The organism is Nocardia sp. NPDC003345 (assembly GCF_053589395.1).
Genome location: NZ_JBSFRU010000062.1, coordinates 1 through 22925, shown reverse-complemented (window position 1 = coordinate 22925; position 22925 = coordinate 1). Strand labels below are relative to the sequence as shown.

Sequence of the window (22925 nt, the reverse complement as noted above, 5' to 3'; positions counted from 1 at the left end):
CGCTGACAGCAGACGCGGGCCGAACCCTTTGGGGGCCTCGCTGGACTCGGCGCCGCGCGGTGGTTGGGGTGGCGCGGCGCCGAGTTGTCACTCGTCCAGGGCGCCCGGGGCGGTCTTGGAGACCTGCATCAGGAACTCCAGGTTGTTCTTGCTCTTGCGCAGGCGGTCGATGAGGAGGTCGATCGCCTGGTGGGAGTCCAGGCCGGACAGGACGCGGCGCAGTTTGTGCAGGACCGCGGCCTCGTCGGGGTTGAGCAGCAGTTCGTCCTTGCGGGTACCGGACGGGTTGACGTCCACCGCGGGGAACACGCGCCGCTCGGCGATCTTGCGGTCGAGTTTGAGCTCGGCGTTACCGGTGCCCTTGAACTCCTCGAAGATCACCGTGTCACCCGTGGAACCGGTTTCCACCATGGCGGTGGCGATGATGGTGAGCGAGCCGCCGTTCTCGATATTGCGGGCCGCACCCAGGAACCGCTTGGGCGGGTACAGCGCCGTGGAATCGACACCACCGGACAGGATGCGCCCGGAGGCCGGCGAGGAGTTGTTGTAGGCACGGCCCAGGCGGGTGATCGAGTCGAGCAGGACGACGACGTCCTTGCCCATCTCGACCAGGCGCTTGGCCCGTTCGATGGCAAGCTCGGCGACCGAGGTGTGATCCGACGGCGGCCGGTCGAAGGTGGAAGCGATGACCTCACCCTTCACCGAACGCTGCATATCGGTGACCTCTTCGGGACGTTCGTCGACCAGCACGACCATGAGGTAGCACTCGGGGTTGTTGATCGCGATCGCGTTGGCGATGTCCTGCATGATCGTGGTCTTACCGGCCTTCGGCGGGGACACGATCAGCGCGCGCTGGCCCTTACCGATCGGCATGATCAGATCGATCACCCGGGTGGTCAGCTTGTTCTGCTGGGTTTCCAGGCGCAGCCGCTGGTTGGGGTACAGCGGGGTCAGCTTGCTGAAATCCGGGCGGCGCTTGGCCGAATCGACCTCGGCGCCGTTGACGGTGTCCAGCCGCACCAGCGGATCGAACTTCTGCCGCTGGTTGCTCTGCTCGCCGTCGCGCGGAGCGCGGACCGCACCGGTGATCGCGTCACCGCGCCGCAGGCCGTTCTTGCGCACCAGATTCATCGACACGTACACGTCGTTCGGGCCGGCGAGGTAGCCGGAGGTCCGCACGAAGGCGTAGTTGTCGAGCACGTCGAGGATGCCCGCGACCGGCTGGAGCACATCGTCTTCGCGGATCTCGGGCTCGCGGGCCTCACCGCCGCCACCTTCGCGGTCGCGACCCCGGCGGCGTTCGCGGAACCGGCGGCCCCGGCGGCCGCGGCCGCCTTCTTCGTCGTCGCCACCACGGTCGCGGTCGCGGTCGCCGCCCCGGTTACCGCCGGAGCCGCGCTGATCGCCGCCCTGACCCTGCTGGCCGGACTGGTTGCGGTCGCGACGGCGCTCGCCCTGATCGGCGTCCTTACCGTCCTGCTTGCCGTCGTCGGAGCGGGAGTCGGCGCCCTGATCTCCGTTGTTCTTGCCCTGCTGGTCCCGGCCGCGACGCTGCCGGCCGCGGCCGCGCTGACCGGAATCCCGGCCGCCGTCCTCGGAGCCGTCGTTCTTGGAATCGGCCTTGCCGTCGTTCTTGGCGCCTTCGTTCTTGGAATCGGCGTCCTTCGCGGCGGGCTTGGCGTCGCTCGCGGGCTCGGTCTCGGTGACGGCGCCGTTGGCGACGGCCGTGCCGTTGGGGGCCCCCTGGTTGCCCTTGCCCGCGTTCTCGGCGGCGGTGTCCTTACCCGCGGCGGCGTCGGGCGCGGCGCCCGGCTTCTGCTCGGCGGGCGCGGCGGCGGCCGCTACCGGGGCGGCGGGCGCAGCGGACTCGGGCGCGGCAGACCCGGCCTCGACGGGCTGGTCTGCGGTTTTACGTTCTCTGGCAGTCTTGGCGCGGGTAGTACGCTCCGCGGCGGCGGGTCTGCCGGCCTGGTTTTCCTTGATAGCGGCGATGAGATCACCCTTGCGCATACCGGAGGTCCCTCGAATTCCGAGTTCCCCTGCCAGTGCGCGCAACTGCGGCAACAACATTCCAGTCAGCCCCGATCCGATGTCGGTGTTTTCGCTCATCTTGGATGAAATCTGTCCGGAGTCACTTTCGCGGTTGCCCGAGGGTTCGGAGTCGGATACCACCCCGGGTGTCGCGAGCAGGTCCGTATCTGTCACGGAGATCCTTTCCTTCCCTCGATGGCCGTGTGCTGTGTCGAGGGTTCGTTCCGTAGCCCGGACGCGCTGCCGGACTCGGATTTGTAGCCGTATCGCCTGCCCCTCCGGGACCGGGTGCTTCGCCACCGCTCATAAATGGTGGAAGAGATCATTCCAGTTGCGGGGCTGCGCGGCACCCCCATGGCATGAGGGCTCGAGCCTGGAGCCTGCTGGAGCGATTGCCCTGATGAAGCACCGGCGTCTGATGCGCGCGATGTACGGACTTGCCCAGGATAGCGGGCGACTACGATGGTCGGCAAGGCGGACGCGCCCGTCCGGCGATCCGGACCCCCTAGGCGGTGCCGACCTGGACACCTTCGGCGAAGCCGGGCTCGAGTACCCGCAGCCCGTCCGCGACGGCGAGCGCCCGCAGTTCATCCGGGAAATCGCTGGTCAGCAGGGCGAGGACGGTCGGTCCGGCACCGGAGACCGTGGCCGCGATCCCCGCCTCGCGCAGCCGTTCGATCCAGGCGGTGGTCAGCGGCAGCGCGGGCGCGCGCTGGATCTGGTGCAACCGGTCCTCGGTGGCGGGCAGCAGCAGATCCGGACGTTGCGTGAGCGCGACCACAGCCAGCGCGGCCCGGCTCACGTTGAAGGCCGCGTCGCGGTGTGGAACGAGGTCGGGCAGCAGGCCGCGGGTCTGCGCGGTGGAGGATCGCTCCTCCGGAACGAGCACCACCGGGCGCAGCGAGGGATGCGCGTCCAGGCGCACGGCCCGGTAGCCGCGCTGCGGCAGGGCGATATCGTCGCTGTCCGGCCCGGGGCCGGTCTCGGTCCAGGACACGACGATGCCACCGAGCACGCTGGCCGCGGCATTATCGGGGTGCCCTTCGAATTCCGCTGCGAGCTGCACCATCCGGTCGGAATCGACCGCGAGGGCGGCATCGAATTCCGCGGCGAGGGCACAACCCGCGGCGAGTCCGCCGACCACCGCGGAGGCCGATGACCCCAGACCGCGCGAATGCGGAATCGCGTTACGGCACACCACGTCCAGGCCGTCGGCCCAGACGCCGGCCGATTCCAGACCGCGTTCGATGGCCCGGACCACGAGATGCTGCGGCCCCCAGGGCACCTCGTCGGCGCCTTCGCCCTCGACCCGGATGGTGAGACCGGAATCGGTGCTGCGCACCTCGATCTCGTCGTAGAGCCCCAAGGCCAGGCCGAGAGAATCGAAGCCGGGACCGAGATTCGCGCTGGAGGCCGGCACCCGGACCGAGACGGTGATTCCGGCGGGCAGGGTCGGAGACACCAGCCGGCTTTCGCGAGTATCCAAGATCAGGCCAGTTCCAAACGGGCGGCGACGGCCACCGGATCGACCGGGATGGCCTGGACCTCGGGCATCCCGAGCAGGGCGGTATCCGGATCCTTCAGGCCGTTGCCGGTGACCGTGCAGACCACGGTCTGTCCCGGTGCCAGCCAGCCCTCCTTGTGCGCGGCCAGCACACCGGCCACGCTCGCCGCCGACGCGGGTTCCACGAAAACGCCTTCGCGGGCCGCGACCAGCCGGTAGGCCTCCAGGATCTCGTCGTCGGTGGCCGCGCGGAACGCGCCACCGGACTCCTCCTTGGCCGCGACCGCGCCGTTCCAGGAGGCCGGGGCGCCGATGCGGATCGCGGTCGCGATGGTCTCCGGTTCCTTGACCGGGGCACCGTTGACCAGCGGCGCCGCACCGGCGGCCTGCACACCCAGCATCCGCGGCAGCGAATCGGTGACGCGGTCGGCGTGGTATTCGCGGTAACCGCGCCAGTAGGCGGTGATATTGCCGGCGTTGCCGACCGGCAGCGCGTGCACATCGGGGGCCCGGCCGAGCACATCGCAGATCTCGAAGGAGGCCGTCTTCTGCCCCTCGATCCGGGCCGGGTTGACCGAGTTCACCAGGCCGATGGCCGGGAACTCCGAGGTCACCTTGCGGGCGAGTTCCAGGCAGTCGTCGAAATTGCCCTCGACCTGGATGATGCTCGCGCCCAGCATGACCGCCTGGGCGAGTTTGCCCATCGCGATCTTGCCCTGCGGGATGAGCACCGCGCAGGTCATTCCGGCCCGGGTCGCGTACGCGGCGGCCGAAGCGGAGGTGTTGCCGGTGGAGGCGCACAGTACGGCCTGCTGACCCCGGTATTTGGCGTCGGTCATCGCCATGGTCATCCCGCGGTCCTTGAAGGAGCCCGTGGGGTTGGCGCCCTCGACCTTCAGGTACACCTCGCAGCCGGTGAGTTCCGACAGATGCGGTGCGGGCACCAGCGGAGTACCGCCCTCGAAGAGGGTGACCGGTTCCCAGTCGGCCGCGCCCGCGAGCCGGTCGCGGTAGGCCGCGATCAACCCGGGCCAGCGGGAGTGGACTCCGGCCTGCGGGGCGACGCCCGTGGGCCCGCCCGTCGTCCCACCGCCGCCCCGGACGGAATCGCTGCGCGATGCAGTGGTCATTCTTCGGTGCCTTCCAATCTCAGAACGCTGGTGACAGATGTGACGGATTCCATATTCGACAGATCCGCGACGGTTTCGGCGAGCGAGGACTCGGTCGCGAGGTGGGTGACCACGACCAGTCGTGCCTTGTCGTCGTGGCCTTCCTGGCGGACCGTCGAAATACTGACCCCGTGGTCGGCGAACTCGCCCGCCACCGCGGCCAGCACGCCAGGACGATCCTCGACCTGCAGATTCACGTGGTACCGGGTGGGTGTGTCACCGATCGGCGCGATCGGTAGCTGAGCATAGACCGATTCGCCCGGAGCGCGGCCACCGAAGAACTTGTTCCGGGACGCCATCACCAGATCGCCGAGTACCGCCGACGCCGTCGGGGCGCCGCCCGCGCCCTGGCCGTAGAACATCAGCCGGCCGGCGTTCTCGGCCTCGACGACCACGGCGTTGAACGCGCCCGTGACCGCCGCCAGCGGGTGTTTGCGCGGGATCAGCGCCGGATACACCCGCACCGAGATGCGGTCCTTACCGCCCTCGGCCACGGTCGGCTCGCCCGGACCGGCCGGGACGCGCTCGCAGATCGCCAGCAGTTTGACGGTGCAGTCCAGCGCGGTGGCGGTCTCGAGATCCTCCGAGCTGATCTTGGAGATCCCCTCGCGGAAGACATCGGCCGCGGTCACGCGGGTGTGGAAGGCCAGCGATGCCAGGATCGCGGCCTTGGCCGCGGCGTCGTAGCCCTCGACATCGGCGGTCGGATCGGCTTCCGCGTAGCCCAGGCGGGTGGCCTCGGCCAGGGTTTCGCCGTAATCGGCGCCCGTCTCGTCCATGGCGGACAGGATGAAGTTGGTGGTGCCGTTGACGATGCCCACCACCCGGTTGACCCGGTCGCCGGACAGCGACTGGATCAGCGGCCGCACCACCGGGATGGCGCCGGCCACGGCGGCCTCGAAGTACAGGTCGGCGCGGCTGCGTTCGGCGGCGGCGGCGAGTTCGCCGGTGTAATCGGCGAGCAGGGCCTTGTTCGCGGTGATCACCGATTTCCCGGCGTTGAGCGCGGCCAGGATCAAGGTGCGGGCGGGGTTGATCCCGCCCATGACCTCGACGACCACATCCACATCCGGACGGGCGATGAGCGCTTCGGCGTCGGTGGTCAGCAGATCCGCGGGCACGCCCCGGTCGCGGCCGAGGTCGCGCACCGCCACCCCGCGCAGGGTGACCGGGGCGCCGACACGCGACTGCAGATCGTCGGCATGCTCCCGCAGGATTCGCACGACCTCGCTGCCGACATTGCCCATACCCAGGACCGCGATACCGATCGGCCGATCCGGGCCCCACCGGCCGGCCACCACATCGGTCACTTCGGGCATGGTCGTTCCTTTCGTCGCGTCCATCAGACCTCCAGACCGAGCAGGTCCTCGACCGTTTCCCGGCGCAGGATCAGCCGGGCGGCGCCGTCGCGCACGGCGACGACGGCGGGCCGGGTCAGCATGTTGTACCGGCTCGACATGGAATAGCAGTAGGCTCCGGTTCCGGCCACGGCGAGCAGATCGCCGGGCCCGGCGTCCGCCGGTAGCCAGGTATCGCGAATGATGATATCGCCGCTCTCACAATGCTTTCCGACGACCCGCGCGACCACCGGCCCGGTCTCGGAACCACGTGAGACCAGCTGGCAGTGGTAGTCGGCCTGGTACAGCGCGGGCCGGATGTTGTCGCTCATCCCGCCGTCCACGCTGACATAGCGGCGGCGCAGGCCGCCGTCGAGGGAGACGTCCTTGACGGTGCCCACCTCGTAGACGGTCACCGTGCCCGGTCCGGCGATGGCGCGGCCGGGTTCCACCGCGATGGTCGGGACCGGCAGCCCGGCCAGTTCGGCCTCCCGGGCCACCAGTTCGCGCATCTTCCGGGCGAGCAGATCCAGCGGTAGCGGATCGTCGGAGGGCAGATAGGAGATTCCGAGACCGCCACCCAGATCGAGCAGCGATATCTGCGCGGTCCGCTCGACGCCGAATTTGTCGATCGCCTCGCGCAGCAGCCCGAGCATGCGGTGCGCGGCGATTTCGAACCCGTCGATTTCGAATATCTGTGAACCGATATGGCTGTGCAGTCCGACCAGGCGCAGATTATCCGCCTCGAATACACGGGCCAGCGCTTCCATCGCATCGCCGCCCGCGATCGAGAAACCGAATTTCTGATCCTCGTGCGCGGTGGAGATGTATTCGTGGGTGTGCGCCTCCACGCCGACGGTGATACGGACCAGAACGTCCTGCACCACCCCGGCCGCGCCGGCCACGGCCTCCAGCCGCTCGATCTCGATCAGCGAATCGACCACCACATGGCCCACCCCGGCCGCGACCGCGGCCTCGAGTTCGGGGACGGATTTGTTGTTCCCGTGCAGCGCGATGCGCTCGGCCGGGAAACCGGCGTGCAGCGCGACGGCCAGCTCACCGCCGGAGCACACGTCCAAGGAAAGCCCCTCGTCGCGGATCCAGCGCGCGATCTCCCCGCACAGAAAGGCCTTGGAGGCGTAGTGGACCCGCGCGTCGGAACCGAACGCGCGCACCATATCCCGGCAGCGCGACCGGAAATCGTCCTCATCGATCACGAACAGCGGCGTGCCGAACTGCGCGGCCAGTTCGGTGACCGGCACGCCCGCCAGCCGCACCACATCGTCGGCGCCGCGGGTGGCGTTGCGCGGCCATACCTGCGCGGGCAGATCGATCATCTCGCGGGGATCGGCGGGACGCTCCGGCAGATTCGGCGCGTGCGGGACGGCGTGCCGGGGCCCGGCCGGATGGACGCTCATCGGATTTCCTTCCTCGCCCACTGCCGGAACAGTCGGCCGATGCGATAGCGGACGGTGCTCACATCCGCTCCGGCGCGGTGACGCCGAGCAGGCCCAGGCCGTTGGCCAGGACCTGACGGGTCGCGTTGACCAGCACGAGGCGGGCGGCGTTGACCGGGCTCACGGGTTCGTCGCCGAGCGGCAGCACCCGCAGGGTCTTGTTGGTCTGGAACGGATGGTAGGCGCCGGCGAGTTCTTCCAGGTAACGCGCGATCCGGTGCGGTTCGCGCAGGGTCGCCGCGCTCGCCACGACACGGGGGAACTCCCCGATGGTCCGGATCAGCGCGCCCTCGAACTCGGAGTCCAGTTGCGCGAAATCCGGTGTCACGGAGTCGTATTCGAATTCGGCGGCATTGCGGGCGATAGAGGCGGCCCGCGCGTGCGCGTATTGCACGTAGTAGACGGGGTTGACACTGTCCTGTTTGGCCCACAGGTCCAGGTCGATATCGATACTGGAGTTCACCGAACTGCGCACCAGCGAGTACCGGGAGGCGTCCACCCCGATGGCCTCGACCAGATCGTCCAGGGTGACCACGGTGCCGGCCCGTTTGCTCATCCGTACCGCGACACCGTCGCGCAGCAGGTTCACCATCTGCCCGATCAGCACCTCGACACTGTCGGGATCATCGCCGAAGGCCGCCGCGGCGGCCTTCAACCGGCCGATATAGCCGTGGTGATCGGCACCGAGCATGTAGATGCACAGATCGAAACCGCGCGAGCGTTTGTCCTGCAGATACGCGATATCGCCGGCGATATAGGCGGCATTGCCGTCGCTTTTGATGACCACCCGGTCCTGGTCGTCACCGTATTCCGAACTGGCGATCCACCAGGCGCCGTCCTTGGAATACAGATCGCCGGAATTCTTCAGTGTCTCGACCGCGCGCTCCACGGCGCCGGAGGCGAACAGCGAACTCTCGTTGTAGTACACATCGAAATCGGTGCCGAATTCGTGCAGCGTCTTCTTGATATGCGCGAACATCAATTCCACGCCCTCGGCACGGAACAATTCCAGACGCGCCTGCGGGTCGAGTCCGGGCGCTTCGGGATGCGCCGCGACGATCCGGTCGGCGATCTCGCCGATATAGGCGCCGGCGTAGCCCTGCTCCGGGGTAGGGCCGCCGGTGGCGGCGGCGACCAGCGATTCCGCGTACCGGGTGATCTGCGCGCCGTGATCGTTGAAGTAGTACTCCCGGGTGACCTCGGCGCCCTGCGCCGTGAGGATCCGGCCCAGCGCGTCACCGACAGCCGCCCAGCGGGTGCCGCCCAGGTGCACCGGGCCGGTCGGGTTGGCGGAGACGAACTCGAGATTGATCTTCGTGCCGGACAGGGCGTCCGCGGTGCCGTATTTCACACCCGCGGTCAGCACCTGATCGAGGATCGCGCCCTGCGCCGAGGCCGCGACCCGGATGTTCAGGAAGCCGGGCCCGGCGACCTCCGCGGCCGCCACCGCGTCGGTTCCGGCCAGCGCCTCGGCCAGCCAACCGGCCAGATCCCGCGGGTTCGCGCCCGCTTTCTTGCCGACCCGCATCGCCACATTGGTGCTGTAATCACCGTGTTCCGGGTTGCGCGGACGCTCCACATCGACCTTGTCGGGCAGCACCGAAGGGTCCAGGCCGCGTTCGGCCAATACCTTCGCGGCCGTCGCGTGAAGGAGATCTGCAAGGTCGGCTGGAGTCACGAGTCTCTATCCTATGGTCCGAGTGGGTGCGCGCCGCGAGTGGGCACCGCAGCGAGGCGTACCTCCGTCCCCGCTGTGGCCACGCGCGGACCGTGGACTGCCCCGGTGGGGCGCGCCCCTTGGCACTGACCATCGCGTGGAAAGAACTGGGACCGGTATGCCGAACAGGACCAGCGCCAAATCGGCGAAGGCCGTCAAGGCGGCGGGCAAGATGACCGCCGCTCGGACGAACAACCAACGGAACAGGAACAAGCCCCCGCTGGGCCAGCGTATTCCCTGGCTGACGGTGGGTGCGGTGGTGATCCTCATCGGACTCGTCGCCGCGCTCGCGGTCAACCTGGTGCCCAAGTATCAGGAGCGGGCGGCTCTGGAGAAGTTCACCCCCTCGGAGCAGAAGAAGGACCCCTCCGACGAGATCGAGGGCGTGGTCAAGAAGGAATACCCCGCCGGGCTGCACATCGACGCGACCCAGCGGGTGGCCTACGACCAGACCCCGCCGTTCGGCGGCCCGCACGACGCGTCGTGGGCCAACTGCATGGGCACCGTCTACGACAAGGCGCTGCGCGACGAGAACGCGGTGCATTCGCTCGAGCACGGCGCGGTCTGGATCACCTACAACCCGGACAAGGTCGACCAGTCGGGTATCGACACGCTGAAGGAGAAGGTCGAGGGCGAGCAGTACATGCTGATGTCGCCGCATCCCGGCCAGCAGGAGCCGATCTCGCTGCAGTCGTGGGGTCACCAGCTCACCGTCCCGAATGCCGACGACGAGCGGATCGGCCAGTTCATCACCGCGCTGCGGCTGAACCAGTTCGCCTATCCCGAGGTCGGCGCGGACTGCGCCACCATGGCCTTCGATACGCAGAACCCGCCGCCCTACGACCCGAGCGCGCCCGGCCCCGACGCGGTCCCGATGGACGGTAAGGGCCTGCAGCCCGACCAGGCCGAACTCGGCGGCGGCGGTATGCCCGGCGGACTTCCCGGCGGCCTGCCGGGCGGCGGACTGCCCGGCGGTATCCCGGCCATCCCCGGTATGCCGGGCACGATGCCGGAACAGCAGGCTCCCGCGCCCGGGGCCGCCGGATGACCGAAGCCGACGAGGTGACCGAACCCGCGCCGGAGTCCGGATGGCGGGCGCAGGTCCGCGGGCAGCGCACCGCGCTGCTGACCATCGGCGCGGTCATCCTGCTCGTACTCGGGTTCGGGGTCGGCGTACTGCTGTCGCCGGACGAACCGGACGGCACCCCGCCGAACACGACCGATATCGGATTCGCGCAGGATATGTCCGCCCATCACGCCCAGGCGGTGGAGATGTCGGGGATCACCCTCACCGGCACCACCGACCCGGCGGTCCAGCGCCTGGCCTACGACATCCTCACCACCCAGCAGAGCCAGATCGGCCGGATGCAGGGGTGGTTGCAGATGTGGGGCGCCCCGGCGCGCGGATCCGAGGGCTACATGGCGTGGATGCCCGCCGACGAACACAGCGGGCACGGCGGCCACGAACACGCGCACTCCGACAGCGACCGGCCGATGCCGGGAATGGCCACCACCGCCGAGATCCAGCAACTGCGTGACGCGGAGGGCGCCGCCCAGGACAAGCTGTTCCTGCAGCTCATGCTCCGCCATCACGAAGGCGGGGTGCCGATGCTGGAGTACGGCGCCGCACACGCCGCCACCACCGAGATCCGGGTACTGGCCGGGCAGATGCTCGTGGCCCAGCAGGGTGAGGCGCGTCTGATGACGGATATGCTCACGGCCCGCGGCGCCGCGCCGCTACCCATGAACTGACCCGTCACCACACGTTTTGGCCTCCCCGGCGGTGATGCGATACGCTGTGGTCCGCCCGATCGACCGGTCACCGGTCCGGCCGGGTGGATCCCCGCCCTCGTAGCTCAGGGGATAGAGCGTCTGCCTCCGGAGCAGAAGGCCGCAGGTTCGATTCCTGCCGAGGGCACACACAAGTAAGGCCCCCGACCAGCTGGGTTCTGGTCGGGGGCCTTTCTCGTCCGCAACCTCGGCCAGGTCGATGACACGGGTTGTCACGAGTAGATCGGTCCCTCGTTTCGTGATGCTCGGGCCGCGAATATGGATGGCGATCCGAGGGCCGGCGGGCAGACGATCCTCGAACTGTGGGTGCCCGCCGAGGAACTCGAAGAGTTCAACCGCCACATCGTCGGCCGCATCGAAGTGGTGCGGGAATTCCGGTAGCTCGATCCCCCGAGATTCACAGGTCGACCCCGGCGCCTGCCTGGAGGTAGCGTCCGGGCGAGGTCCCCACGATCCGGCGGAACGGCGCGAGGAACGCGCTCGCCGTCGTGTATCCCACGGCGTGATGGCCACGCGCCGAACACCGCACAGAGACCCCGGACCGGTCACCTGGTCGGGGTTTCCGGTCCGGGTCGATGACGAGAAACACAACGTGCCCGGAACGGTTCCCGGGTGTCCACTCGTCGAGATGAAAACTGCTATCGAACAATGTCATTCGCGGATTCGGGGTGGATCGGAGGGTGGACGGACTCGCCGGAGTAAACGCGAGCGATCCCGGCGACGGTTGCGTGTCACGGTGTCGGGCGTACCGTCGACTTCACAGACCAGTGAACAACCGAGGAGGTGCCGAACCGTGGGACTACCCCAAACCATGCGCGCGATGCGGATCACCGGCCACGGAGGACCGGAGGTGATCGAACGCGCCGAGGTGCCCGTGCCCGCTCCCGGAGACGGTGAAGTGGTGGTCCGGGTCGCCGCGGTGGCGCTGAACAACACCGATCTGTGGACCCGCGAGGGCGCGTACGGCCGCCCGGACGATGCCGGCGCGCGGTCGGGCTGGCGTGGTCCGATCGATTTCCCGCGCATCCAGGGTGCGGACGTCGCGGGGCAGGTGGTGGCCGCCGGCGGCGGGGTCGACGAGGCGCTGATCGGACGCCGGGTGGTGGTCGATCCGGCGATCTACGACGGCGACGGTCCGGATGCGAACCCGGTGGGACTGATGGGCAGCGAACGTGACGGTGGCTACGCCGAATACGTGACCGCGCAGGCGCGGCGGGTCCACGATATGACCGATTCGCCACTGACCGACGATCAACTCGCCGGCCTGCCTACCGCCTACGGCACGGCGCTGGGCATGATCGAGCGCGGGCGCCTGGGCAAGGGCGAAACCGTGCTGGTGTCGGGTGCTTCCGGCGGCGTCGGGCTGGCGCTGGTCCAGATCGCCCGGGCGCGCGGCGCGCGGGTGGTGGCGATCTCCAGCGGAGACAAGATCGAATCGGTGCGGGAGGGGGGCGCGCACGCGGTCGTCGATCGGGCCGGCGATATCGCGGCACAGGTCCGGGCGGCCGAGCCGCGGGGTATCGATCTCGCGCTCGATGTCGTGGCGGGCGACCTGATAGGCGACGGTCTGCCGCTCCTGCGCGAAGGCGGGCGGTGGGTCGTGGCGGGTGCGCTCGGCGGGTACGGCGTGCAGCTCGATGTGCGGAGGCTCTACCTGCACAATGCCCAGCTGATCGGCTCCGCCATGCACACACCCACCCACTTCGACCTGCTCATGGATCTGGCCCGCCGCGGCGATATCCGGCCGGTGGTCGCCGCGGCGTTCCCGCTGGAGCAAGCGGCACGCGCTCAGGACGAATTGGCCCGCCGGGCGCATGTGGGGAAAATCGTCCTGAACCCCTAGCCGGCGCGAGGTCCGATGCCGATTCGGCGGGCCGGTGTCACGGCAGCGAAGGAGACCCACAGATGGCGGGACGCCCACTGCCGGAAGAGGAATGCGACCGGCTCTGGAAACCCTGGTCACCGGGCGAGGTCGCGGAGCGGCTGGCGAGCGCTCCGCCGTGCTGGTACGTGGCGGCGGGATGGGCGCTGGACCTGTTCGCCGGCGGCCTCGGACGCGAGCATTCCGATCTCGAGATCGGAGTGCCGCGCGACCGATTCCCCGAGATCGCGGACGCTTTCCCCGGCTTCGACTGGGATGTCGTCGGTGACGGCCGGGCCTGGCCGTATCCGGAACGAGCGGACACCCTGCACCAGACCTGGCTACGCGAACCGGAAACCGGGCACTACCGGCTGGATGTGTTCCGGGAACCGCACCGGGGCGACCGGTGGGTCTGCCGCCGCGACGAGTCGATCACCCTGCCCTACGAGGAACTGATCCGACATACCGCCGACGGCATCCCGTACCTGATTCCGGAGGCGGTGCTGCTGTTCAAGGCGAAAGCGCACCGGGCCAAGGACGAGGCCGATTTCCGTTGTGTGCTGCCCCTGCTGGACCGGTCACGGCGATCCCGGCTGTCGGACTGGCTGTCGCGAGTCCATCCCGGCCATCCGTGGCTGGAAACACTTGGAGGCGGCCGGTGACGCGCGTTCTCTCGGTATGGCGACCGGATCCGGGCACCCCGGCGGGGATCGACCCGGACGAATTCCTGCCGAGACTTTCAACCGAGCTTTCAACCGAGGTCGCGGCTCGGGTCGCCGGTGGGTGGGCGTGCTTCGGACCTCGAACGACGACGCGGAAATCTCCTAAACCGTACGCTCGATGGTATGACTGCGGATCTTGGGGGCCGCGTCGCCTCCGTACGCAAGCGTCGCGGCGTGACGCAACGAGAACTGGCCGATCTGAGCGGGCTTTCGATCTCGCTCATCAAGAAGATCGAGCAGGGTGAGCGCGACACTGTCCGGCTGGAGACGCTGCGCAAACTCGCAGTCGCGTTGCGGGTACGGACGTCGATCCTCCAAGGCGGGCAACACGATACCGAGTGGGCCGACGCCACCACGGAGGATCTCTGGGGACCGGTAAGGCGTGCGCTGGCAGGAATGACCGACCAGGATCCGAGCGACGAAGAAGTGACAGTCGCTGGAGTACAGGCAGCGATGGACGAGATCCGGTTGCTGCTGGGCACCCATCAATACCGCGCAATCGCGCGATCGCTGCCCTCGATAATGCGCGACGCCGACGCACTCGAGGGCGAAGATGGACGAATCGCCCGCGTCCGCCTTCTCGGTATGGTCGGTCACCTGCTTGTCCAGAATCGGCAGTTCGACGTCGCCGAACAAGCCCTCTACGCCGCAATAGATCAGGCAACCGACCAGCACGACGCCGCAGCTGCGGCGAACTCGATAACGTGGTCGATGCTTCGCCAGGGCAGAGTGGCGGAGGCCGAGCAGTTCGCAGTTTCCTGGGCCGACAGAATCGAACCGCGATTCAGCCGCGCGACCACCCGCGAACTCGCATGCTGGGGTCGTTTGTGGTTGTACGCGGCGAACGCCTCGATTCGAGATAATGTCGCGACCCGAGCAGATGACGCTTTGGCCTTGGCCCGCGCGGCCGCCCACCGAATCGGCCGAGAAGTTCTGACAGATACGCAAACCGTGCGCGCATACGGCCCGGTTTCCGTAGCCCACAACACCGCCGAGACCTACACACTTACCGGACAGCCGGACAAGGCCCTCGCCATCGCCCGCGTAACGCCGGTACCCACCCTGCAGCCGACCGGCGCGGGCCGGTTGAGGCACCGGCTCGATGTGGCCAGCGCGCACGCCCAGCTTGGACAGCATGCAGAAGCCGTCGGAGTCATGAACGAGCTGCGCAGGACTGCACCCGAGTGGCTGGTGCAGCAGCGCTACGCACGAGACATATTGGGAAGTATCGTTTCTGGCCGTCGCACTCTGTCCGCAGAAGCGCGCGAACTCGCCGATGCGATCCGGCTCGATTACTAGCGGTACCTGAGCAGTTGCTTGTGTCCCCCTCGATCGCCTGGTGACCAAAGGACCACAGACACCGGACTATCGACGCTGACAGTCTGTGACCGGCCCCGGCGCCGGGTCGATCGGCCTTCTGCCAACCATCTCCATGATTTCCCTTGTCCCCGGCGCCGGGTGCCTGCCAACGCCATCCACTCGGGGAGGAGACCATGCACGAGCGATCAGCGTCCGGTCCGTCGGCGGCGAGCCGGGCACCGGCCGGGACGGTGTGCCCGCCGCAGCAGGAATACCGCACCGATATCGAGACCCTGCGACGCGTCGCCGCCGGGTTACGTGCGCCGGGCGTGCGTCCCGCGCGACCGTCCCCGGACGATGTCGATCTGTCGCGGCGGGAGTTCGGCCGCGTGCTCTCCCGGCTGCGTGCGATCGGCTACGAGGAACTGCGCGGTGCCCGGTAGGCGGCGAGCGGTGCTGTTGCGACGTCATGACGCCGACGCCGCGGATATCGACCTGCTGACGGACCGGTACCGGCTCGATGTGGTGTTCACAGCGGTGGTCGATACGACCTCGAAACTCGCGGCGATCATCGCCGTGCAGCATCTGCTCGAACACGACGCCGAGGTGGTCGTGGTGCCGCATCTCGTGATCGATGGAACGCGAACGGACCATCCGTGGCTTCCGGTCGGCAGTCTGGCGGACCTGGTGACATTCGCGGGGGTCATCGAACGCGGCATGCTCGGCCGCCCGTGACTCCCCGGGGCCAACCCACGAGGGCTCCCGTCCGAAAGCGGGCGGGAGCTCCGGCGGTCGGCCCGGGCGTGCGCTTCAGCGCGGGGTGAGCCGGACGACCGGGTATTCGCGGTCGGATTTGCGCTGGTACTTCTCGTACCGGGGCTGAACACCCGTGATGTGCTTCCAGGCGGCCGCCCGGTCGTCGCCGGCGAGCCGGTGCGGGGTCACCGCGACCGTATCGTCGCCGTGCAGTTCGACCCCGGCACCTTCTGGATGGGCCATGAGGTTGGCGTACCAGTCCGGATTCCGGTCGCCGCCGCCCGAGGCGACCAGCAGCCAGCCGTCGCCGTCGGAGAACCAGCTGATCGGCGTCTCGCGCGGGGCGCCGGTGCGTTTGCCCGTGGTGTGCAGGATCAGCATGTCCATGCCCATGTACCGGCCGCCTTTGCGCCGGATGCGACGGGTCGTGCGGGTGTTCATCTTGCGCTGGAACCACAGTGACAGCCCGTGGAAAGCGCCGCCCTTGCTCTGCTCTTGTGCCATCTGCTCGACCTCCAGTGAGTCGGTCCGTCACGCGCGCGGTCGCACGCCGACCACAGCCCCGGTGACTGCTCTTGCCGGAAACGCTAGCCGCGACGCGCTGACCTGCGCTTCTCGATTCCTGATCGGTTCGTCACCGGATTATGGGCGGTGCGGGCGGGCGGCGTCCGGGGACCCGCCGGTCGAGATCGCCGAGAGCCGCGGCGAGATAGGCGGTGGCCGGGCGGGCCCGCATGATCTCGCGGCCCGCCGCGGCGCGGGCCGCGCGTTCGCCGGGTGCGTCGAGGTAGTGCAGGCAGGTCCGGACCACGCGGTCGTAGCCGGTGAAGGCGACAGCGGGCGCGAAGGGGGCCGCCTCCTCGGTGTCGGCACAATCCTCCGACACCACGAAGAACCCGTTGGCCAGCAGATAGGACACCCGGACGATCTCGAAGATCTTGGTGTCGTAGTAGTGCGTGTTCAGGATTATCTTGGCCCGGCCGTAGAGCGCGTCCCGGGCGGCGCCGTACACACCGAAATGCGCCTGCGCGTTCACGCCGAGCCCGCGCAGCCGCTCGATCGGGGCCAGCCGGTGCTCGTTGAGCGAACCGATGACCAGGACGTCGATATCCTGCTCCGCGGCAGGCGGGACGCGCTCCAGTTCCGGTACGTGCCCGATCGGCACATGGCGCACATCCGGAACACCCAGTTCCCGGAGCGCGGCGATATTGCGCAGGCTGTAATCCCAGACCGTATGGCGACGGAACAGGCCCAGCAGTTCTTCGGTGACCCACTGGGACCCGGGCGCGATCTGTTCCAGGTTGAACAGCACGGCGTCGGCGGGAACCTCGAGCCCCCACCAGGACAGCGTATTGCTGCCGAAAACGATGCTCCTGCGGCCGGGCACCCGGAGTTCGTCGGTGAGGACACTGTCGTGGCCCAGCCGCCGCAGCGCGATATCGACTGTCTCGGCGACTTCGCGGAATGCCTCCCGATGCTCGTACGACGCGGGTGGGGCGATGGTGACGGCGAAGCGGGACGGGGAGTCCGATACGTCCCCCGGCGGCTGGTTCGGCATGGATCCGGCTCAGTCGAGGGAGTTGGCCAGGCAGGCGTGCAGATCAAGCAGGGCGGGGACCTGCTCGGCCGGATAGCGGCCCATCCCGCATTCGGTGGCGATCCCGAATCGGGGCACGAACGCCTGCGCCGCCTTGATACGGCGGCGGGCGCCGTCGAACCCGTCGGAGAGGTGCACCAGGCCCAGGTAGAGGTCGGTTTCCGGGGCGAGCGTGAGGGCGGCGAGCGGGCCGAAGAAGTCCTCGTCGGCGCGGGCCCTGGGGACCGGGAGATGAACCCAGTCGAGCGGGCGGGTCAGGGTGTGCACCACACCCGAGGCCACCGCGACCAGCTTCGAGGTGTCGGCGGGTTCGATGACGGGTGAGCGGCCCGAACCGCCGTAGCAGAGGTGATACCCGGTCTGCACTCCCGCCGGGACGGCCTCGCCCAGCCGCACCAGGCGTTCGACGACCCCCGCGAAGATCGCCGGACCGCCGTCACCGAACCACGCCGGGAAAAGACCTTCCAGCAGCGCGAATTCGGCCGCGGCATCCCACTGGATCGCCAGATCCTCGGGTGGGATCGCCGCGCAGATTCCGGCCAATTCGTCGAGTATGTGCTTTTCCCAGCGCTTTTCGAACTCCGCCCGCGGTCCCGCGAAGAGATCGCCGGTCATCGTGACCGGGGTCGGCAGGCTCACCTGGAATCGGGTACCGGGGCGGATGGCCCCGTCCGCGCGTATCCGCTCGAACACCTGCCACGAGCGCAGCGCCGGCTCGACATAACCGAGTGAACCGAAATCCAGTGCTGCGGGGTCTTTTCCGGGTGCGGGGCCCAAGTGTTCACCGGGCCCGGATTCCGGTCCGGCCGGGGGTGCGGGCACCAGGTCGGGATGGTCGCGGAGGCGGGCGCGCTGCCAGGCCCGCCCGGTACCGCGATCACCGGTCTCGCCGTCGGGAATCCGGCCGATATGGGCGCCCAACCGGGTGGCGACCTGGATGAACACCCCCGCGGCATCCGGCAGCGGAACGCTGCCGCACAGGTGGACACCAGCTCCGCCCATCGGTTACACCTCCGCGTGTTTCGAGCCGTCACCCCCGCAAGAGTGTAGGAGCGCACCGGCGATCGTGCGCGGGAAAGAAATCCAGGTCACCGCGTCACGATCACCGGCCCGACAGCCGTAGGGGACGCGGGTGGGGCGTTTGTCGTAATGTTCGGAAAAACACTCCCCGAACGGAGACGGCTTTGACCAACCCACCGGCAGGCCCGCCGCCCTACGGCCCGAGACCTCCCGACGGCCCCGGGCCGGGCCAACCCGACCAGTCCGGCTGGTCACAGCCCGTTCCCCCGCCACAGCAGGGGGGATACCCGCAGCAACAGGGCTACCCGGGCCAGCCCGGTATGCCGCAGGGGCAGCCGGGATATCCCGGCGCACCGCAGCCCGGCTACCCGGGACAGCCCGGCCCCCCGCCGCGCAAGCGGCGCACCGGTGTGATCATCGGGGCGGCCGTGGTCGCGGTACTGCTGATCGTGGCCGCCGTGGCGGTCGGGGTGGTGCTGACCATGCAGGGCCGCACGCCGCTGTCGTCGGATGAACAGCAGGTCGAGGCCGCGTTGCGCGAGTTCTACGACACCCTGAGCACCGACGGATTCCAGGCCGCCACCGAATTGGCCTGCAAGGCCGACCGCGACGAGTTCACGGCCATGTCGGAGTCGGAGAGGTCCGAGGCCGAAAAGCTCGAATTCTCGGTGGAGATCCAGTCCATCGACAATGTGGTCATCAACGGCGATCACGCCGAAGCCCAGCTCACCGGTAAGTTCAGCTTCTCGATGCCCGGCGAGAGCGGCGACGACCAGGTGGACGACAGTTCGGAAGAGAACCTGGTCAAGGAGGACGGCGAATGGCGGGTCTGCTCGTCCTCCGGCGCCGAGGGCACCTGAGCACGCAGCGATGAGCTGCTGCGGGCCCTCGCGCCGAACGGTTCTCGGCGCCCTCGGCCTCGCCGCTCTGCTGCCCGCCGCCGGTCTCACCGGCGCGGGTCGCGCGGCGGCGGGGTCCGGGTTGTTCGCGGCGACCGATCTGGAGGTCGTCACGGTCACCGACACCTCGGCGGTACTCACCTGGACCGGCCGCGCCGCCGACGGCGCGGGACGGCCGGTACCGGTGCCCGCCGAGGGCGAACTGCTGGTCGGCCCCGCCGACGGTTCCCGGCCGCTGCGCCCGGTCTGGGCGTCGGAGGAGGCGACCGCCTTCCACTACGCGCAGGTGAACGGGCTGGAGCCGGGCCGCGCCTACCGGTTCGAGGCACGCTGCGGCGGGGTCGCGGCGGCGCCGGCGCTCTCCACGAGCACCGCGCTACCGGGATCGCCGGAGACGACCGGGATGTTCACCACGCTGGTTCCGCCGCCGGGCCGGTTACTGCGAACCCTGGCGCTGGCCAACGATATCCACTACGGCGAGACCGTGAGCGGGCTGGTCGCCGGTGACCTGCCGCCGGGCCTGCGCCAAGAACCCGGCAGGGCGCCCTATCCGGAGGTCATGCTCGACAGCCTGCTCGACGATCTGCGGCGCGGCGACCGCGGAGCCGAACTGCTGTTGCTGGCCGGTGATCTGACCGCGGAGGCGGCACCCGCCGACCTGCGGGCGGTACGCACCAGGCTGGACCGCTGGGGTGTGGAGGGGCAAGACTACCTCGCGGTCCGCGGCAACCACGACCGGCCGCACACCGGAGCGGATTACGCGGAGTGCCCCGCGGTGCCGGGCGCGGCGGATCACCGGGATTGCTGGAGCGCGGTTTTCGGCCCCCGGCAACAGCTCCTGGAACACGAACTCGGCGGGCTGCGGATCATCGGCCTGGACACCAGCGCGCTCGACGGCGCGGGCGGGGTCATCGAACCGGCGCAATTCGACCGGCTGCGAACCGCGTTGCGCGCCGAACCCGACCGCCCCACCGTGGTTTTCGGCCACCACCCGGTCACCGGTGAAGCCGGGCTCACCAATATCGCCGGGCCGGGTTTCGTACTCGACCGGCCCGGGTCGCTGGAACTGCAGCGCCTGTACGAAGGCACGCCGGGTGTGTTCCTGCAGCACAGCGGACATACCCACCGCAACCGCCGGACCCGGCCCGATACCGCGTGCGCCGTGGAATTCCTGGAGGTCGGCGCCATCAAGGAATACCCGGGCGGCTACAGCCTGCTGCGGATCTACGAGGGCGGCTACATGGTGAACTTCTACAAGACCCGCACCCCCGAGGCCCGGCGCTGGAGCACCCTGACCCGGGGCGAATACTTCGGCCTGCTCCCCGACTACGCGCTCGGCACGTTCGCCGACCGCAATCACGTCGTCGCGCGCGACCTCTCCGGCCTCCGCTGAACGAGCCGGAAGCGGCCGGCCGGGATGTTTCCCGGACCGGCCGGCCCACAGAGCGAGCGGCGGGAATCGAACCCGCGTGAACGGCTTTGCAGACCGTTGCCTCAACCACTCAGCCACGCCCGCGTGACCGGACCATCATGGCCCGGGCCCACGACGCGGCCCACAGTTCGGATCGGGTTGATCGCAATCGGCGATAGCGGTCCCGCGCAGGGTTCGGGGCGCTCGGCCGGTGGCGTGCAATGATCGGAAACATGTCTCGCCCCCGTCCGCTACCGCTCGACCCGATCCAGGAGGCCCACCGCCAATGGGTGGGCCACGGCTGGGGCTCGGTCGCCGACGGTATGGCGGCGGTGACCTCGCTGGTCCGGGCCCAGCAGATCGTGATGGCCCGGGTCGACGAGGCCCTGCGGCCGACCGGGCTGACCTTCTCCCGCTACGAGTTGCTGCAGTTGCTGAACTTCAGCGCCACCGGCGCGCTGCCGATGGCGGTGGCCAGCGCGCGGTTGCAGGTGCATCCCACCAGCGTCACCAATTCGGTGGACCGGCTGGAGGCCGCCGGGCTGGTGAACCGGGTCCCGCACCCCAACGACCGGCGGGCCACTCTGATCGAGATCACCTCTGCCGGAAGGGATCTCGTCGCCGAAGCCACCGAGTATCTCAACGATCGGGTCTTCGCGCGGCCGGAGTTGCCGCCGGACCGGTTGCGGACGTTGCTGCAATTGCTGGCGGAGTTCCGGCATACCGCGGGCGACTTCGATACCGGCGAGGAACCCGCCCGCTGGCACGAGAGCTGACAGCTTACACACGACGATCAGGCAGCCGGACAGCAAATTTTTCGACCGTTCCGCTTGGCAACACCGCCGCCACGGCGCACCATATGTTTATGGTGCTGGTCCTCGGGGTATCAATGGGCTCCTCGGGAGCGCGCGCTGTACTCACGCATTCCGATCAACCGCATCTGCCGCCGATCGACCGCTGTCATATCCGCGCGGCCGCCGGTGCCTCCCCTGTCGAACCCGTGCTGACCGCCGTCCGTCGGATGTACAGCGCCGCGCGGCGGCGCGACGAGTACATCACCGGCACCGCCGTGACCTGCCAGAACCGGTATCAGGCCGAACTCGTGGGCGAAGCCCTCGGCACCGGGCGGATCACCCTGGTGGACGAGGCCCTGGCCCAGGCCCGGTATCTGCGGTTCACCGAGAAACTCCCGGCCACCGGCTCGGTGACGCTGTTCGATCTGGGTTCCTCCGGGCTCACCCTCACCCAGCTCGACTGCCGCACCGATACGGTGCTCGCCGAGACCTTCTGTCCCGGGGTGGGCGGCGACGCCTACGACGAACTGCTGTGCGAATGGCTGGACGCGGCAGGCGTTTTCACCGACGAAGCCGCGGCCGGGCGGTACCGGGAGGCGCTGAGCAGTGCCCGGGTGGTCACCGCCGCCGATCCCGCCACCGCCGAGCGCGCGGTCATCACCCGCAGCGATCTGGCCGAACTCTGCGCGGAAACGGTGCGCGAAGCGGCCGGCCTGGTGCAGCGGGTGGCCGAACGGACCGAGATCGCCCCTGCCGCGCTCGCCCTGCTCGGCGGCTGCACCCGCAATGCCGCGCTGTGCGCCCGGGTGGGCGATCTGCTCGCGCTGCCGCTCATCCGCGACGCCGAACCGGAGTACGTCTCGGCACGCGGGGCGCTGCTGTTCGCGGCCGAACGCCCCGCCGCCGGTATCCGCACCGCCCATATCCGGGCGGGCGGGCAGGTGGTGCCGCTGGCGCCGCCGACGGTCGGGCGCCGCAAGGTGTACGCCGCGGCCGCCGTGACGATCGGCCTCGGCGCGACGGTGGCGGGCCTGCTCACCGCGCAGAACGGCACCGCCGCACCGGCCCGGAGCAACTATGTGCCCACCGACGTCCTCGACGCCCCGCCCGAGCCGTAACCGGGCCTCCGGCCGCCGGGGGCGGGATCAGCGATTGGTGAAGCGGGCGTCGCGCTTGTCGACGAACGCCGCCATTCCTTCCTTCTGATCCTCGATGGCGAACAGCGAGTGGAAGACCCGGCGCTCGAACCGCAGACCCTCGCTCAGCGTCGTCTCGAAGGACCGGTTCACCGCCTCCTTGGCGATCATGGTGACCGGCAGCGACATGGACGCGATGGTTTTCGCCACCTCGAGGGCGGTGTCGAGCAGTTCCGCGGCCGGGACCACCCGCGACACCAGACCGGCCCGTTCGGCCTCCTCGACCCCCATGTTCCGGCCGGTCAGCACCAGGTCCATCGCCTTGGCCTTGCCGACGGCCCGGGTCAGCCGCTGCGAGCCGCCGATACCGGGGATCACGCCGAGCTTGATCTCGGGCTGGCCGATAACGCCAAGTTCGGCCAGC

22 protein-coding genes and 2 tRNA genes are annotated in these 22925 nt (G+C 69.1%); 13 read left to right on the top strand and 11 right to left on the bottom strand.

Features of this window, described 5'->3' with window-relative positions:
• Positions 1-87: 87 nt before the first annotated feature.
• From rho to argS, 6 genes are all read right to left on the bottom strand, one after another.
• Complete coding sequence (rho, locus tag ACWDU1_RS10285) at positions 88-2205, bottom strand: transcription termination factor Rho (protein WP_449997372.1); 2118 nt, start codon at positions 2203-2205, stop codon at positions 88-90.
• A 331-nt stretch (positions 2206-2536) separates the two neighbouring features.
• Positions 2537-3493, bottom strand: a complete 957-nt coding sequence (thrB, locus tag ACWDU1_RS10280; RefSeq protein ID WP_449997374.1) for a homoserine kinase — start codon at positions 3491-3493, stop codon at positions 2537-2539.
• A 26-nt stretch (positions 3494-3519) separates the two neighbouring features.
• Positions 3520-4665: a threonine synthase gene (gene thrC / locus ACWDU1_RS10275; RefSeq protein ID WP_449997371.1), complete on the bottom strand. Its 1146-nt coding sequence runs from the start codon at positions 4663-4665 to the stop codon at positions 3520-3522.
• A complete protein-coding gene (locus ACWDU1_RS10270) occupies positions 4662-6023 on the bottom strand; it encodes a homoserine dehydrogenase (protein WP_449997369.1) in 1362 nt (453 codons plus the stop codon). Before ACWDU1_RS10270 ends, thrC begins: the two co-directional genes overlap by 4 nt.
• Before the next feature lie 23 nt (positions 6024-6046).
• Complete coding sequence (gene lysA / locus ACWDU1_RS10265) at positions 6047-7459, bottom strand: diaminopimelate decarboxylase (protein WP_449997368.1); 1413 nt, start codon at positions 7457-7459, stop codon at positions 6047-6049.
• Between the two features lie 58 nt (positions 7460-7517).
• On the bottom strand, positions 7518-9176 hold the full coding sequence (gene argS, locus ACWDU1_RS10260) for an arginine--tRNA ligase (RefSeq protein WP_449997366.1): 1659 nt from the start codon (positions 9174-9176) through the stop codon (positions 7518-7520).
• Between the two features lie 157 nt (positions 9177-9333).
• Between argS and ACWDU1_RS10255 the strand changes: the two genes are divergently transcribed.
• From ACWDU1_RS10255 to ACWDU1_RS10215, 9 genes are all read left to right on the top strand, one after another.
• Positions 9334-10263, top strand: coding sequence for a DUF3105 domain-containing protein (locus ACWDU1_RS10255; RefSeq protein WP_449997365.1), 930 nt, complete (start codon positions 9334-9336; stop codon positions 10261-10263).
• On the top strand, positions 10260-10967 hold the full coding sequence (locus ACWDU1_RS10250; RefSeq protein ID WP_449997364.1) for a DUF305 domain-containing protein: 708 nt from the start codon (positions 10260-10262) through the stop codon (positions 10965-10967). Before ACWDU1_RS10255 ends, ACWDU1_RS10250 begins: the two co-directional genes overlap by 4 nt.
• Before the next feature lie 93 nt (positions 10968-11060).
• A tRNA-Arg gene (locus ACWDU1_RS10245) sits at positions 11061-11133 on the top strand.
• Between the two features lie 131 nt (positions 11134-11264).
• Positions 11265-11387, top strand: coding sequence for a hypothetical protein (locus ACWDU1_RS10240; RefSeq protein WP_449997363.1), 123 nt, complete (start codon positions 11265-11267; stop codon positions 11385-11387).
• A 412-nt stretch (positions 11388-11799) separates the two neighbouring features.
• Positions 11800-12849 (top strand): zinc-binding dehydrogenase, encoded by a 1050-nt coding sequence (locus ACWDU1_RS10235; protein ID WP_449997361.1) that lies wholly within the window; start codon positions 11800-11802, stop codon positions 12847-12849.
• A 62-nt stretch (positions 12850-12911) separates the two neighbouring features.
• Positions 12912-13529 carry a hypothetical protein gene (locus ACWDU1_RS10230; RefSeq protein ID WP_449997360.1) on the top strand — a complete coding sequence of 206 codons (618 nt, stop codon included), beginning with the start codon at positions 12912-12914 and terminating at the stop codon, positions 13527-13529.
• A 183-nt stretch (positions 13530-13712) separates the two neighbouring features.
• Positions 13713-14888 carry a helix-turn-helix domain-containing protein gene (locus tag ACWDU1_RS10225; protein ID WP_449997358.1) on the top strand — a complete coding sequence of 392 codons (1176 nt, stop codon included), beginning with the start codon at positions 13713-13715 and terminating at the stop codon, positions 14886-14888.
• Positions 14889-15082: 194 nt separating this feature from the next.
• Positions 15083-15331: a hypothetical protein gene (locus tag ACWDU1_RS10220; protein ID WP_449997356.1), complete on the top strand. Its 249-nt coding sequence runs from the start codon at positions 15083-15085 to the stop codon at positions 15329-15331.
• A 10-nt stretch (positions 15332-15341) separates the two neighbouring features.
• Positions 15342-15623 carry a hypothetical protein gene (locus ACWDU1_RS10215; RefSeq protein WP_449997355.1) on the top strand — a complete coding sequence of 94 codons (282 nt, stop codon included), beginning with the start codon at positions 15342-15344 and terminating at the stop codon, positions 15621-15623.
• Between the two features lie 75 nt (positions 15624-15698).
• On the opposite strand, the gene ACWDU1_RS10210 is transcribed toward ACWDU1_RS10215, so the two are convergent.
• From ACWDU1_RS10210 to ACWDU1_RS10200, 3 genes are all read right to left on the bottom strand, one after another.
• Positions 15699-16148 (bottom strand): nitroreductase family deazaflavin-dependent oxidoreductase, encoded by a 450-nt coding sequence (locus tag ACWDU1_RS10210; protein ID WP_449997354.1) that lies wholly within the window; start codon positions 16146-16148, stop codon positions 15699-15701.
• Between the two features lie 130 nt (positions 16149-16278).
• Positions 16279-17202 carry a glycosyltransferase family protein gene (locus tag ACWDU1_RS10205; protein ID WP_449997353.1) on the bottom strand — a complete coding sequence of 308 codons (924 nt, stop codon included), beginning with the start codon at positions 17200-17202 and terminating at the stop codon, positions 16279-16281.
• Positions 17203-17211: 9 nt separating this feature from the next.
• On the bottom strand, positions 17212-18243 hold the full coding sequence (locus tag ACWDU1_RS10200; RefSeq protein WP_449997352.1) for a hypothetical protein: 1032 nt from the start codon (positions 18241-18243) through the stop codon (positions 17212-17214).
• A 182-nt stretch (positions 18244-18425) separates the two neighbouring features.
• On the opposite strand from ACWDU1_RS10200, the gene ACWDU1_RS10195 reads away from it, so the two are divergent.
• Together ACWDU1_RS10195 and ACWDU1_RS10190 are read left to right on the top strand one after the other, a co-directional pair.
• A complete protein-coding gene (locus tag ACWDU1_RS10195; RefSeq protein WP_449997351.1) occupies positions 18426-19121 on the top strand; it encodes an Rv0361 family membrane protein in 696 nt (231 codons plus the stop codon).
• A gap of 10 nt (positions 19122-19131) precedes the next feature.
• Positions 19132-20553 (top strand): metallophosphoesterase, encoded by a 1422-nt coding sequence (locus ACWDU1_RS10190; RefSeq protein ID WP_449997349.1) that lies wholly within the window; start codon positions 19132-19134, stop codon positions 20551-20553.
• Between the two features lie 51 nt (positions 20554-20604).
• Here the strand turns inward: ACWDU1_RS10190 and ACWDU1_RS10185 are convergent.
• Positions 20605-20676, bottom strand: a tRNA-Cys gene (locus tag ACWDU1_RS10185).
• A 128-nt stretch (positions 20677-20804) separates the two neighbouring features.
• Between ACWDU1_RS10185 and ACWDU1_RS10180 the strand changes: the two genes are divergently transcribed.
• Positions 20805-21347 (top strand): MarR family winged helix-turn-helix transcriptional regulator, encoded by a 543-nt coding sequence (locus ACWDU1_RS10180; protein WP_449997347.1) that lies wholly within the window; start codon positions 20805-20807, stop codon positions 21345-21347.
• 89 nt (positions 21348-21436) lie between these two features.
• A complete protein-coding gene (locus tag ACWDU1_RS10175) occupies positions 21437-22483 on the top strand; it encodes a hypothetical protein (protein WP_449997345.1) in 1047 nt (348 codons plus the stop codon).
• A 27-nt stretch (positions 22484-22510) separates the two neighbouring features.
• Here the strand turns inward: ACWDU1_RS10175 and ACWDU1_RS10170 are convergent.
• Positions 22511-22925: enoyl-CoA hydratase-related protein (locus ACWDU1_RS10170; RefSeq protein WP_449997343.1), on the bottom strand; the 415-nt coding region annotated here is incomplete at its 5' end.

What these genes read in the sequence shown, in the direction of transcription:
- ACWDU1_RS10255 (WP_449997365.1), top strand. Translation starts at nt 9,334, where the DNA reads ATGCCGAACAGGACCAGCGCCAAATCGGCGAAGGCCGTCAAGGCGGCG.
- ACWDU1_RS10175 (WP_449997345.1), top strand. Translation starts at nt 21,437, where the DNA reads ATGGTGCTGGTCCTCGGGGTATCAATGGGCTCCTCGGGAGCGCGCGCT.
- ACWDU1_RS10180 (WP_449997347.1), top strand. Translation starts at nt 20,805, where the DNA reads ATGTCTCGCCCCCGTCCGCTACCGCTCGACCCGATCCAGGAGGCCCAC.
- ACWDU1_RS10230 (WP_449997360.1), top strand. Translation starts at nt 12,912, where the DNA reads ATGGCGGGACGCCCACTGCCGGAAGAGGAATGCGACCGGCTCTGGAAA.
- ACWDU1_RS10205 (WP_449997353.1), bottom strand. Translation starts at nt 17,202, where the DNA reads ATGCCGAACCAGCCGCCGGGGGACGTATCGGACTCCCCGTCCCGCTTC.
- ACWDU1_RS10250 (WP_449997364.1), top strand. Translation starts at nt 10,260, where the DNA reads ATGACCGAAGCCGACGAGGTGACCGAACCCGCGCCGGAGTCCGGATGG.
- ACWDU1_RS10270 (WP_449997369.1), bottom strand. Translation starts at nt 6,023, where the DNA reads ATGCCCGAAGTGACCGATGTGGTGGCCGGCCGGTGGGGCCCGGATCGG.
- ACWDU1_RS10220 (WP_449997356.1), top strand. Translation starts at nt 15,083, where the DNA reads ATGCACGAGCGATCAGCGTCCGGTCCGTCGGCGGCGAGCCGGGCACCG.
- ACWDU1_RS10210 (WP_449997354.1), bottom strand. Translation starts at nt 16,148, where the DNA reads ATGGCACAAGAGCAGAGCAAGGGCGGCGCTTTCCACGGGCTGTCACTG.
- ACWDU1_RS10200 (WP_449997352.1), bottom strand. Translation starts at nt 18,243, where the DNA reads ATGGGCGGAGCTGGTGTCCACCTGTGCGGCAGCGTTCCGCTGCCGGAT.
- lysA (WP_449997368.1), bottom strand. Translation starts at nt 7,459, where the DNA reads ATGAGCGTCCATCCGGCCGGGCCCCGGCACGCCGTCCCGCACGCGCCG.
- ACWDU1_RS10225 (WP_449997358.1), top strand. Translation starts at nt 13,713, where the DNA reads ATGACTGCGGATCTTGGGGGCCGCGTCGCCTCCGTACGCAAGCGTCGC.
- thrC (WP_449997371.1), bottom strand. Translation starts at nt 4,665, where the DNA reads ATGACCACTGCATCGCGCAGCGATTCCGTCCGGGGCGGCGGTGGGACG.
- ACWDU1_RS10240 (WP_449997363.1), top strand. Translation starts at nt 11,265, where the DNA reads ATGGATGGCGATCCGAGGGCCGGCGGGCAGACGATCCTCGAACTGTGG.
- ACWDU1_RS10190 (WP_449997349.1), top strand. Translation starts at nt 19,132, where the DNA reads ATGAGCTGCTGCGGGCCCTCGCGCCGAACGGTTCTCGGCGCCCTCGGC.